Origin of the sequence: Paenibacillus camerounensis (assembly GCF_000723885.1) — a bacterium.
Taxonomy (GTDB): Bacteria; Bacillota; Bacilli; order Paenibacillales; family Paenibacillaceae; genus Paenibacillus_AQ; species Paenibacillus_AQ camerounensis.
Map to the genome: position 1 here is coordinate 67,944 of NZ_CCDG010000010.1, position 12,773 is coordinate 80,716.

At 51.9% G+C, this 12,773-nt stretch carries 11 protein-coding genes and 1 riboswitch; of the genes, 6 read left to right on the forward strand and 5 right to left on the reverse strand.

The window, feature by feature from the left end; translation table 11 throughout:
- The first annotated feature begins 60 nt into the window (after positions 1 to 60).
- The 6 genes from BN3772_RS04260 to glpK all read left to right on the forward strand — a co-directional run bounded on the left by BN3772_RS04260 (position 61) and on the right by glpK (position 7,413).
- Positions 61 to 585 (forward strand): redoxin domain-containing protein, encoded by a 525-nt coding sequence (locus BN3772_RS04260; RefSeq protein ID WP_042197018.1) that lies wholly within the window; start codon positions 61 to 63, stop codon positions 583 to 585.
- Complete coding sequence (gene resB, locus BN3772_RS04265) at positions 582 to 2,270, forward strand: cytochrome c biogenesis protein ResB (protein ID WP_042197021.1); 1,689 nt, start codon at positions 582 to 584, stop codon at positions 2,268 to 2,270. Before BN3772_RS04260 ends, resB begins: the two co-directional genes overlap by 4 nt.
- Complete coding sequence (gene ccsA / locus BN3772_RS04270) at positions 2,267 to 3,529, forward strand: cytochrome c biogenesis protein CcsA (RefSeq protein WP_042197023.1); 1,263 nt, start codon at positions 2,267 to 2,269, stop codon at positions 3,527 to 3,529. Before resB ends, ccsA begins: the two co-directional genes overlap by 4 nt.
- 110 nt (positions 3,530 to 3,639) lie before the next feature.
- Positions 3,640 to 4,356 carry a response regulator transcription factor gene (locus BN3772_RS04275; RefSeq protein WP_020427515.1) on the forward strand — a complete coding sequence of 239 codons (717 nt, stop codon included), beginning with the start codon at positions 3,640 to 3,642 and terminating at the stop codon, positions 4,354 to 4,356.
- Positions 4,357 to 5,802 (forward strand): ATP-binding protein, encoded by a 1,446-nt coding sequence (locus BN3772_RS04280; RefSeq protein WP_042197025.1) that lies wholly within the window; start codon positions 4,357 to 4,359, stop codon positions 5,800 to 5,802.
- A gap of 117 nt (positions 5,803 to 5,919) precedes the next feature.
- Complete coding sequence (gene glpK / locus BN3772_RS04285) at positions 5,920 to 7,413, forward strand: glycerol kinase GlpK (RefSeq protein WP_042197027.1); 1,494 nt, start codon at positions 5,920 to 5,922, stop codon at positions 7,411 to 7,413.
- Between the two features lie 130 nt (positions 7,414 to 7,543).
- Here the strand turns inward: glpK and BN3772_RS04290 are convergent, their stop codons facing one another.
- The 5 genes from BN3772_RS04290 to BN3772_RS04310 form a co-directional block, all read right to left on the reverse strand.
- Complete coding sequence (locus BN3772_RS04290) at positions 7,544 to 7,894, reverse strand: hypothetical protein (RefSeq protein ID WP_042197029.1); 351 nt, start codon at positions 7,892 to 7,894, stop codon at positions 7,544 to 7,546.
- A gap of 48 nt (positions 7,895 to 7,942) precedes the next feature.
- On the reverse strand, positions 7,943 to 8,311 hold the full coding sequence (locus tag BN3772_RS04295) for a carboxymuconolactone decarboxylase family protein (RefSeq protein WP_042178285.1): 369 nt from the start codon (positions 8,309 to 8,311) through the stop codon (positions 7,943 to 7,945).
- 26 nt (positions 8,312 to 8,337) lie between these two features.
- Complete coding sequence (locus BN3772_RS04300) at positions 8,338 to 9,978, reverse strand: thiamine pyrophosphate-binding protein (protein WP_052380376.1); 1,641 nt, start codon at positions 9,976 to 9,978, stop codon at positions 8,338 to 8,340.
- Between the two features lie 114 nt (positions 9,979 to 10,092).
- A riboswitch (cyclic di-GMP riboswitch) is annotated at positions 10,093 to 10,185 on the reverse strand.
- Positions 10,186 to 10,384: 199 nt separating this feature from the next.
- Complete coding sequence (locus tag BN3772_RS04305; RefSeq protein WP_042178281.1) at positions 10,385 to 11,635, reverse strand: methyl-accepting chemotaxis protein; 1,251 nt, start codon at positions 11,633 to 11,635, stop codon at positions 10,385 to 10,387.
- A 91-nt stretch (positions 11,636 to 11,726) separates the two neighbouring features.
- The gene (locus tag BN3772_RS04310; protein ID WP_042197035.1) at positions 11,727 to 12,716 is read right to left on the reverse strand and encodes a helix-turn-helix transcriptional regulator; all 990 of its coding nucleotides are present in this window, start codon (positions 12,714 to 12,716) and stop codon (positions 11,727 to 11,729) included.
- Positions 12,717 to 12,773: the final 57 nt, after the last annotated feature.

Here is a 12,773-nt window from a genome sequence, read left to right on the forward strand (position 1 = left end):
ATAGGATGTTCACACCTGACAACTAAAGTATGAATTGCGTCACAGAAGGGGGCTTCGCGTGTGGGCAAAGCGAGAAAGCCGGTTCAAATCGTAATTCTTTTTCTGATACTTTTGCTTGGAGGTTACGCAATCGGCACTTCGGTATTCGGCGGAGACGGGAAACCGCAGGAAGGCAGCAAGGCACCGTCCTATGAGCTGCTGGGACTTGACGGCCTGACCCACACGCTGGATGAGTACAAGGGACAGCCGGTCGTGCTGAATTTCTGGGGCTCCTGGTGCGGTCCCTGCGTGAAGGAAATGCCTGCCCTGCAGGCGCAGTATGAGAAGTGGAAGGAACAAGGGGTAGTTGTTGTAGGCGTCAACGTCGGGGAAGACAGGCTGACAGTGGAGAATTTCGTCAAGCAGGTCGATATTCACTTTCCAGTTGTTATGGATACCGGGCGTGATGCGGTTCGCAGCTATGGTGTTTCCCCGCTTCCGACCACCTTTTTCATTAATGCCAAAGGCAGGGTGGACAGCATTCACATCGGGCAGCTGGAGCTGGATACGCTGGATGTCCAAATCGGGAAGCTGGTAGACCCATGACTCCGCGGGAGCCTTTGGTCAGCAATACCAAATGCGACTGCGGACATCAGAATCCTGTTGGAACGGTGCTGTGCGAAGCCTGCGGCAAGCCTCAGGACGAGAAGGAGCTTGGAGCGGAAGGGAACCTGGAAATGCGTTATGACGGTGTTGCCCGCCGCTCACAGCGCATCAGGCAGGGCGTCATAGACCGGATATGGAACTTCTTTTCCTCTGTCAAAATCGCGGTGTATCTGATTGTGATAACGCTGCTCGGCTCTATGCTGGGCACAATTTTTCCGCAGGAAAGCACGTTTCTGAACATCGATGCATCAACCTACTATAAAGAAATGTACGGAACAGCCGGGAATATATATTATAGACTCGGCCTTTCGCACACCTATGAATCCTGGTGGTTTATTACCCTGCTTGTAATGATTGGTGCTTCGCTGGTGATCTGCAGCCTGGACCGTGTGCTTCCGCTCTATAAGGCGCTTACCCGCCAGAAGGTCCGCAAGCACCGCCAATTTCTGACGCGTCAGAAGGTTGTTCTGGTATCACCGCTGGAGGCTGACCCTGAAGCCTGGGTTGCTGCACTGTCAGAGCCGCTGAAGAAGCGGGGCTACCGTGTCAAGACGGAAGGGAGTGCTCTGCTAGCCGAGAAGCACCGTTTTAGCCGCTGGGGGCCTTACGTTATACATATTGGCCTGATTATTTTTTTGCTTGCTGTATTGGCGCGGGGATTGCCTGGGCTTAATATGGATCAGCATCTTGCTTTTCCGCAGGGTGAGGCTGCGAGAATTCCGGAGACCACCTATTATCTGAAAAATGAGCAGTTTACTGTGGAGTTCTACAGTGATGAAGAGATGCCGGAAGAGTTCCGCGGCAAAAAGGTGCTGCCCAAGCTGTATGAGACCCAGGCGGTGCTCTATGAGTGTACAGCGGACTGTACCGACCCTGCCCGGGAGCCGGTGCTTGCAGAGGTTGCAAGGCACGACATCAGGGTGAATTCACCGCTCAGCTACAAAGGTTTGAAAGCGTATCAGTTTGATTATGACCTGACACCGGTACTGCGTTCGGTACAGCCGGAGCTGGTCAATTCATTAACCGGAGAGGCATACGGCAAGTTTAAGCTTGATATGAGGAATCCGGAGCGCACGTTCCAGACCGGCCCTTATACCCTTTCCCTTAAAGAGAAATACATGGACTTCGGCCTGAATGAGGAGGGACGGCCGGTGTCTAAGTCACCGTATCCGAATGCGCCGGCATTTCTGTTTCTGATTACCGGTCCGGGGCTGCCCGGTGAAGGACAGCAGTATTTTTATTTTCCGAAGCAGGTGGATAAGGAGCAGTTCCAGCAGCAGGCGATTAATGAGCGGCTGGGCGGCAGCGGACGTTTTCTGGAGCTTGAGGTACAGGACATGAGTGATGTTGACTTTGCAGCATCGACGTCGTATCTCAATATCCGTATAGACCGGGCAATGCCGTTTGTCTGGACTGGAGCGGGGATTGTAATGCTGGGGCTCGTGCTGGGCTTCTACTGGCAGCACAGACGCATCTGGCTCCGTGTGGAAGACAGAGAGCTTGTGCTTGGAGGGCATACCAATAAGAACTGGTTCGGCTTCCGGCGCGAGATTGCAGCCGTTCTGAACAAGGTTGACCTGATAGTCGATGAAAAATCATTGGACAACGGGGGAGGTCTGGCATGAGCCTGCTCGATTTCAGCAGTGATGTGTTTATAATTGCCTTCTTTTTGTACAGCGGTGCGTTTATGCTGTTCACGATCGCTATTATGGGCCGCCGTTGGTCCGGCAGAAAGCCTGAAGAGCATACAGCCCGCTGGGGCAAGGCTGCTTTTATCGCCTCATCACTCGGACTCCTCTGCCATCTCGCTTACTTCATTACCCGCTGGATGGGCTCAGGCCATATTCCGGTCAGCAATATGTATGAATTCATGACTTTTTTATCGATGATGATTATGGTTGCCTTCACCGTGATATTTGCCATCTACCGCACTATCATTCTCGGTGTATTTGCGGTTCCGGTATCTATAATAGTAATGGCTTATGCGGCGGTGTTTCCTCAGGAGGTACAGCCGCTGATCCCTTCCCTGAAGTCTATTTACCTGAATATCCATGTTACGCTTGCGGCGCTGGGCGAATCCTTCTTTGCTGTCGGCTTTGCCGCCGGCCTGATGTACCTGCTGCGCACTGTGAATTTTGACAGTACAGCACGCAGTGACCGCAAACAGCAGCGGCTGGTTGAATTTACTCTCTTCTCGATCATTGTTATAATTGGATTTCTCGGAAGTGTGTTCGCCTTCCGCGGAGCAGGGTACGAATCTGTTTTTGTCCGCAGCAACGTAACGATTGACAGCTCCGGGCAGGGAGATAGTACAATAGAGAAAGTGAGTTATAAAATGCCGCCGATTGTGGCACCTTACCAGAGCGAAACAGAGGTTTTTCAGCCGTTTCTCGGTATAACGAAGCCGCTGTTTGAAGCACCCTCCTGGATGAACGGTGTTAATGCCGGGCGCAAATTCAACACTGTCATCTGGTCGCTGCTCTCCGGGCTGATTCTCTATACTATGCTCCGCCTGATCGTCCGCAGGCTGCTGGGTAAGGCGATTCATCCGGTGCTGGACGGAATTGACGAGAATGATCTCGATGAGATTACGTACAGGGCGATTGCGATCGGCTTTCCGATCTTTACGCTTGGAGCATTGATTTTTGCTATGATCTGGGCGCAGATTGCCTGGGGCCGGTTCTGGGGCTGGGACCCGAAGGAGGTATGGGCTCTTGTCACGTGGCTGTTCTATAGCGCTTATCTGCATTTGCGGCTGGCCCGCGGCTGGCAGGGGCGCAGATCTGCGTGGCTTGCCGTATTAGGCTTTCTGGTGGTCATGTTTACCCTGATAGGTGTAAATCTGGTTATTGCCGGACTTCATTCCTATGCGGGAACGGACTGAATTCGTTTATACCATGATATTTTGCGTTATAGTAATGTAAATCCCATGCCTTCAGGCGTGATGCGTATTAGGGTAATGTTCAACTGTAATTGATGAAGGGGTTGTTGTTAATGGCTGAGCATCTGAATAGAATTCTGGTGGTAGATGACGAGGAGCGGATTCGCCGCCTGCTAAAAATGTATCTTGAAAAAGAAGGCTACGAAATCGACGAAGCGGAGGACGGTGAAATTGCGCTGCGCAAAGCTACAGCCAATGATTACGGTCTAATCCTGCTTGACGTTATGCTTCCGGGGATCGACGGGATCGAAGTGCTAACCAGACTTAGAGGCGTCAAGTCCACTCCGGTCCTGATGCTGACCGCCAAGGGCGAAGAGATCAACCGCGTTCAGGGCTTCGAAATGGGAGCAGACGACTATGTGGTTAAGCCGTTCAGCCCGCGCGAGGTCATTTACCGGGTTAAGGCTATTATGCGCCGTTCGTCGGCGACAGCCTTTTTATCCAAAGAGAGCAATTCCAGCAATAATATTGTATTTCCGCATCTCATTATTGAGCATGATGCCCACCGAGTCACGGCCGGCGGACAGGAGGTCAGCCTGACTCCGAAGGAATATGAGCTGCTGCATTATCTGGCTATATCGCCGGACAAGGTGTTCTCCCGCGAGGAGCTGCTGAAGGATGTCTGGAACTACGAATTTTTCGGAGATCTGCGTACGGTTGACACCCATGTCAAAAGACTCCGCGAAAAGCTGAATAAAGTATCACCGGAATCAGCGGCAATGATCACTACAGTCTGGGGAGTCGGCTACAAGCTCGAGGTACCCAAATAGGTGAGTTTCTGGAGAAGCCTTGTCGGCAAGCTGTGGGTTACGATCATCTGCCTGGTTGCTGTCGTGCTGATTACAGTAGGACTGTTCCTGCTTCCTTATATCGACAGTAACTTCGCCAATTCCGGGGCGATCAAACGTTTATTTACTTATGCCTGTATGATCGGGTTTTCGTTGACAACGTTCTTTGCGTTATTCCTGTTTACGAAGATCACACAGCCGATGCAGCAGGTTATAGAAGCGGCGAATAATATCCGCCGCGGCCAATACGGCACCAGGCTGAAGCTGCGGACCAGTGATGAGATTGGCCAGCTGGCAACGTCATTCAATCATATGGCGGCAGAGCTTGAGGAGAATATCCGCAGCCTGAATCATGAGAAGGGACATTTGTCCAGCGTGCTTCGCAGCATGACTGATCCTGTAATCACCTTTGATAATGAAGGCCAGGTTATCCTCACAAATCCGCACGGGCAGAAGCTGCTGGAGATATGGAGCGATTTGAGCCTGGAGCATCAGCCGGAAGGCGATGCCGGACCTGGAGAGGAACATGCACATTTCAGCGCAGTTCCGCTGCCGCTGCGTCCATTGTTTATGGATACGCTTAGGCAGGGCGGGGATCAGCGTGCCAATGTCCATGTCCGTCAGGGGGTGTGGTCTGTACATATGGCGCCGCTCTATTCGGATGAGCGCATCCGTGGTGCGGTAGCTGTACTCCGGGATGTAACGGAGGAAGTACGGCTGGAGAAGATGCGCCGCGACTTCGTGGCAAATGTATCACATGAGATCCGCACACCGCTCTCCATGATGCAGGGCTACAGTGAAGCACTGCTGGACGGAATGGCTTCCTCTCCGGAGGAGAGGAATGAGCTGGTACAGGTTATTCATGATGAATCGCTTCGTATGGGCAGACTGGTCAAGGATTTGCTTGATCTCGCCCGGATGGAAGCGGGTCATACCGATATGATGATGGGGCAGGTGGATATGGGCGAGCTGCTCGAACGTATCTACCGCAAGTTTACCGTGCGTGCCAAGGAACGTGATATCATTCTGGAGCTGCACAAGTCTGAGGGGCAACTGCTGCTTAAGTTCGCGGATGTAGACAAGTTGGAACAGGTTCTGACGAATCTGCTGGATAATGCATTCCGGCACACTCCGGCCGACAAGCAGATCTCTATTACAGGCAGTTCCATCGTGCTGGAGGGCCGCCGTTATCTGGAGCTTGCGATCCGCGACCAGGGCGCCGGAATTCATCCGGATGACCTGCCTTTTATCTTTGAACGCTTCTACAAGGCTGATAAGGCCCGTGTCCGCGGAGAGTCTGGCGGTACCGGACTGGGTCTGGCCATTGTTAAAAATATCGTCGAATCACATCATGGACAGATATTTGCCGCAAGCAGGCTTGGCGAGGGCACGACCTTTACGCTACGGCTTCCTGTCGAAAAACAGTAAATTCAGACTTAGACTGACAGCGCCTCTGAATGCAGAGGTGCTTTTTGTTGAAAGGACTCCTTTAATCTTGTTCAACGTGGAACATAACATACCCGTCACTTTAGGAGGCAATTATTGATGATTTTATCATTGGATCAAGGGACTACCAGCTCCAGGGCTATACTGTTTGACCAAGAAGCCGGTATGGTAGCCCAGGGGCAATATGATATTAAGCAGTCCTTTCCCCGGCCCGGCTGGGTTGAGCATGATCCGGAGCAAATCTGGGAGAGCCAGCTGGCGGCGGCCAGAGATGCGATTCAGGCAAGCTCTGTTGCGCCTGCGGACATTTCGGCGATCGGCATTACTAACCAGCGTGAAACGGCGCTGATCTGGGACAGGAAGACGGGAGAACCGGTGTATCCGGCGATCGTATGGCAGGACCGGCGTACAGCACCGCAGTGTGAGGAGATCAAGCGCCAGGGGCTGGCCCGGGAGATTGCCGGTAAGACAGGCCTGGTGGTAGACGCTTACTTCTCTGCAACCAAGCTGGCTTGGATTCTGGACCACGTGGAGGGCTCCAGAGCGCGTGCTGAACGCGGGGAGCTGCTGGCCGGCACAGTGGACACCTGGCTCATCTGGAAGCTTACAGGCGGCGCTGTGCATGCGACAGATGTGACCAATGCTTCGCGGACGATGCTGTATAACCTGCATGAACGCATATGGGACGATCAGCTGATTCAGGAATTGAATATCCCCCGGGCGATGCTGCCGGAAGTCCGCATGTCCGGCGGAGATTTCGGCATCGCGGATAGCCGCTGGTTCGGTGCGGAAATTCCTATCCGGTCTGTGCTCGGGGATCAGCAGGCTGCGTTGTTCGGCCATACCTGTCTGGAAGCGGGCAGTGCCAAAAATACATACGGTACAGGCTGCTTCATACTCATGAACACAGGAACAGAAGCTGTTACCTCCAAGCACGGCCTGCTGACCACCGTTGCGTGGGGAATGGGAGACGAGCTGTATTATGCGCTCGAAGGCAGTGTATTTGTTGCCGGAGCGGCTGTGCAGTGGCTGCATGAAGGGCTTGGCCTGATCGACGGGCCGGCTGATTCTGAGCAGAAGGCTGCTGAGGTGGAAGACAGTGAAGGCGTAGTAGTAGTACCTGCGTTCACTGGGCTTGGCGCCCCGTACTGGGATATGTATGCCCGCGGGGCCGTCTTCGGCCTCACCCGGGGCACAACCGCCGGTCATCTAGTACGGGCTACGCTGGAGGCACTGGCATTCCAGTCCCGTGATGTAATCGGCGCAATGGAGAAGGATGCCGGTATGCCGCTCACGGGATTGCGGGTTGACGGGGGGGCCGTGCGCAATGATCTGCTGATGCAGTTCCAGGCAGACATTCTCGGCAGCACAGTGACCCGTACCACCTATGCCGAAACAACAGCGCTGGGTGCAGCACTGCTGGCCGGTCTGACCTCCGGAATCTGGTCCAGAGAGCAGCTGGAGAGCTTCAATAAAGCGGAGCGTGACTTTGAGCCCCGGATGGACGGAGAAGAGAGGGAACAACGCTACAACGTGTGGAAAGACGCGGTAGAGCGGACTATGGGCTGGGAGAAGCATGAAGCAAGGCATTAGCTGCTTTCTGATCCGCGTTTTAGCAGGATGCGAATTAAGGGTGTTCGCCATAACAAAAGCAACCTGCAGGCAAGTTATCACTTGTCCGCAGGTTGCTTTTGTTTTTGTTGATTAGAGCATTATTGAGTAATTAAGCTTGAAATGAAGGAACGATCAGCATGCTCTCAAGCCCGGCTTTACGTCCAAGCCGGGAGAGCTGCATCTTGAGCAGCGGATTGTTCTCGAGAGCAAGGGTAACCTGCTGAAAACCGTCCGATTTGAACATGACAAAGCAGCTTTCCAGCAAAGGAACCACATCCGGAGCTGTGACATTCAGTTTGCGGCAGTCGATCTGCAGCTCGTATTCAGAGGGGACAATCGGATTAACCACCTGCTGGTAGGCTTGAATTGATCTGAGGCCGTCCTCATTGGAAAAGGTTCCTTCCAGATAAATATGCAGCTTTTTGTTCTCGGGATCGGTTTTTAGTACATATTTGCCCATTTGCTCAAGCCTCCAAAACAAGATAGGGGTGTTCTACATGCTTAAAAGCTACTTGATTTCCTCCAGTGTGGCAAGCAGTACATTAAAGGCAGAGATGACCTTTGGAGCACCGATGGCCGGAACCAGATGCAGCAGGATGCCTTTGATCTGATCTACAGTCATGCCGACACGCAGAGCCATCACATAATGAACGCCAAGCTGCTCGAACTGGCCCATTGTAATCAGGGCTGATATGACAGCAATTTCCTTCCAGTCTGAGCCGATCGTTGTACGCTGAAAAATATCGCCGTAAGCATTGCCCATAATATACTCGGCCAATTCCGGAAAATGCTCTTTAATCGGCGCTAACTGCTTGTTGCCGTAGTCTCCGGAGAGATTGGTAAAATGCTTGAGCCCGCTGTTCACTGAACTTTCCACTTAAGTAAACCTCCTGAATAATGTTATTAAAGATTCAATACCCGGTGCGCCGTCGGAGGCATTTCGTCACGGTCAGTAAGCAGTTCAATAACAGCTACCTTTCCTGAAGCAACTGCGTCATCAATAGCTGCGGCAAATTGCTCCGCAGTTTCACACTTATAGCCTACGGCGCCGAGGGACTCACCGAACTTCGCTGCATCCATCGGAACCTCGAAGAGGGTACCGTCGATTCTGCCGGTTGTCTTTTCCATACCCTTGAGGGCCATGTCCAGCTGCATGTTATTAACCACGATGAAAATAACCGGAAGGTTCTTGCAGACTGCAGTATTGATCTCTGCGCCCAGCATCATAAAGCAGCCGTCTCCTGTGATGCAGAGAACGGTCTCATCAGGTGACGCCGCCTTGGCGCCGATCGACATGCCGATAGCGTTGCCCATGCAGGCAAAATAAGCATCAAAGATAAAGCTTCCCGGTTTCTTAACATTGTACCATTTCACGGCATGGAAGCCGTGGCTGCCGTCATCTACAAATAGCGAGCTGTTATAAGGAATCTGATCGCTTAGTGTACTCAGGACCGAAGCAATCGAGAGCTTAGGCAATATAGGCAATTCGTCATGGTAATTAGCATCTGCTGTGATCTCATGTCTGACAACGGTATCTCTGTCGATATGCTGAAGATAGTAGCTCAGGTTGTCACGCAGATCACCGCTGACCGAAATCGTCTGCGAATTTAAGATTTTGCCGACAAAGGTAGGATCGGAATCGAACTGGATCAGTGTTGCCGGATGATTTTCCGCTTTTAGATTGCAGATTGTCATATCACTCAGGCGTGAGCCGAGCACAATATAAAGATCGCTGCTGTTCAGCATGTCATCCCCGTGCTTGCAGCCGCCTACACCGCACGGGCCATGGTACAGCGGATGGTCCCAGGCGATAGCGCCTTTTCCGCCCGGCGAGGTAACAACAGGGATATTAAAGGTTTCGGCCAGTTGAATAAGCTCCTGGTGTGTTCCTGAACGGTTAACGCCTTTACCGGCGATAATAAGCGGACGGGTTGATTCGTTAATAGCAGCGATTACGCGTTCAAAATTACCGGTGCTGACAACAGTCTCGCGCTCAGGAATGACAATGCGGCATTCCTCAAGCATTTCGGTCTGTACATCAAAAGGGATGCACAGATGTACCGGCCCGCGTTTGCCGCTCAGGGCTATAGAAATGGCATGATTAAAAATCGTACTGAAATGATCTCCGCGCTCTACCAGCTTGCTGAATAAGGTAGCCGGTCTGAACATATCCGCCAGATCAGCCAGATAGGATGAAGAGTCCTGGCACTGGGGAATTCCGAGCTCTTTAATGGACTGGTGACCGGTAATGAACAGAACAGGGAGATTATTGGCTTTCGCATGTGCCGCTGCAGTAAGGAGGTTGGTTCCGCCCGGGCCGGAGGTCCCGAAGGCAACACCAAGCCCTCCGGTTTTGAGTGCGTAGCCGGCGGCTTCGAAGCCGCAGCTGGACTCATGTCTGCCCGGAATAAATTCAATCCCGTAATCAACCATCTTAAGAGCTATAGGACAAATAGATTTGCCAATAATACCAAAGGAATGTGTTACGCCAAGGTTGTGAAGTGCCTCAGCCATATAATCTGCGACTGTTTTCAAGAGTTCCACCCTATCCGTTGTGTATTTTTCTAGCGACTCAAGTGACAATAGAATACCTGTGCTCTAATGAGCACAGGCCAGTTGCACGTATAGCCGTTGAGAACGTAATTATTCTAACGTCCCGGCTGCAACCTGGCTATCCTGGTCCCAAGAATTGAGACTGTAGATCCATGGCTTTGCGTCATTTCCTTTCGGAGAACTTTGCCGATATTTGGTTAGGTACTAAGTTGGATAATATTTCTTTGGTTAAATTTACTTTTACAATATATTTTTAACTCTATCATTGTCAATACAATTATGCAGAAAAGTGCGAAAATTGACGAATTGCAGGACAATTTAGTGAATCCGTCTTACAAAAATCAAAAGAGCTGCCGCATGATGTAAGCGGCAGCTCTAGGACTGAAGTAATACTTGCTTAGAACTTGAAAATGTGAATGGTTTTTTGCAGCTGGAATACTGCCTGGGTCATTTTGTCTGTCTCATCAGCAACGGATTGGAGAGCATTGATCTGTTCATTCATGGCTGCGGACACCTCTTCAGTACCGGCTGCCGTCTGCTGGGTAATTGCCGATATATTTTCAATGGCACCGGAAATTTTGAGGGCGCTCTCCAGCATAAGGTCACTCTCCTGGGAAAAGGCGGCGATCTGCTCGGTTATGTATTGAACGCTTTGGACGATCTGGGAGAAGATATGGGCCGTTTCCACGATCAGTTCATTCTGTACCTGTACAACCTCTTCGTTAATCGCGATATTCTCTACAGCCTGCTTAATATCAGTTTCAATGCTGCGAATCAGGCCGAAGACTTCTTTGGTTGAGGCGGTTGACTCCTCTGCAAGCTTGCGGACCTCCTGGGCGACAACGGCAAAGCCGCGTCCGTGCTCACCTGCGCGTGCCGCCTCGATTGAAGCATTCAGCGACAGCAGATTGGTCTGCTCAGCGATTTCGGTAATGGACTTGGCTATCATGGAAATGCCGCGTGCGTTCTGGGAGAGCGCCTCAATGGTACCGGCAACCTTGTTGGTAGCCTCGATGTTTTTGCGCATGCCTTCCGCTTGGGTATCTACTGACAGTCGTCCCTGCTCAACCAATTCAAGCGTATGTATGGAGCGTTTATTCATTTCCTTGGTGGAGTGAGTGTAGTTAGCCACCTTGGTTTCAATATCCTTGATGGATTCCGTCATGTCCGCAATATCCGCTGAGATCTCATTGGCGCCGACCGCCAGCTCGTTGGAGGAGGAGGCCACCTGGGCCATTACAATTTTGAGGCTGTGATTCTTGTCCTCGATGCCTCTGCTGGCATCCATTACATGGCGTGTGATCTGTGACGCTTCGGTCAGAATCCTCTTGAGCTTGTCAATCATAACGTTGAAGGAGCGGCTGACCTCGCCCATCGACCCGTTCTCATCAGCCCGGCTTGTAAAATCGCCCTTGGCAATGGTGTGGGTAACATTGGAGAATTCATCAAATGAAGATGTAAGCGTTCTCTCAACGAAACGCGCGAGAGGGTAGGTCAGACCGGCCAGTGCAGCAATAAGGATAATGCCGAGAACGATTTTGCCAATCATTACAAGAGTGATTAAAACCGGGACAGCGAACAAAGCGGCAACAAGGTAACAGCCGGCAACGATTCTCTGCTTTAACGGAAGCTTGGTCATCCAGTCCATAATAAAGTTCCCCCTAAAAAAGATGGTGTGTATTGTAATAGTATAGGTGATCTGCGGGGAAACAGTCTATTGTAAAAACTGACATAAAACTTCAAAGTCCAGATTCCCCGGCTGAGGCGGATTGCGCAATTTCTTCATATAAAATAGAGGTTCCCTGCAAAGATTCTATCAGCATGTTCACCAGCTCCTCAGGCGCTGTTGCAACAGCCTCCTGTCCCAGAGACAAAATGATTGTGCAGGCTGATTCCGGTGTGTGAAACTCAGCCTGAACCTTCTGCCAGCCTGCTTTGGATGAAGGCGCTGCAGCCAGTACGGCTGCATAACGCTCCTGCCTAAGGGTTTTCATGCCGGAGGCGCTGAGCAGCAGGGTAACAGGATACCTGGGCAGTGCTGCCTTAAATGAAGCAGTGGATTCCTCCCAGTAACGTGCCAGATCAAAGCCTGCCGGACGGGTAAAGGCGTCATCCGTTAATTCAGCAGAAATAATCCGGGATACCCGGAAAGTCCGCAGCTCTCCGCCGCTTAAGGCAGCGGCATACCAGACACCGCGTTTGGCAATGAGACCCAGCGGGGAGATCAGCCGTTCTTTGCGCTCATCATTATTGCTGTATACAATCAACACCTTATGGTCTGTCCATACAGCTTCCTGCAGGAGAGTAAGGTAAGGATACGCTTCCCCGGAAGGATGCCAGCCTGCGCCGTCGATATGAATGCGCTGGTTAAGCAGCTGGATCTGTGAGTGCTGCGGCTGGGCCGCCGCCGCTTCCAGCTTACGGACGGCAGAGGAATAGTCCTCCTTGATGCCAAGCGCTTCAATGACAGCGGAATCGGCTGTCAGGAGCAGTGAACCTATCTCCCCCGGCTTCATCCCGGTTAAGGCGGTTCTGTAGCCTGCCGGCAGCAACCAGCCGCCGTCTCGCCCTCTTTCGGCGAATACTGGAACACCGGACGCGCTAAGTGCCTCCATATCACGCACTATAGTCCGTTCAGAGACCTCAAGAAGTCCGGCCAGCTCGCGGGAGCTGACTTTGCCGCGGGCCTGCAGCAGGAGCAGTATAGATAATAAACGGTCAGCCCTCATGGTTAAGCTCCTTTCCGCTCGAAACCCTTTTATTTTTTATTATATCCTTTATATATG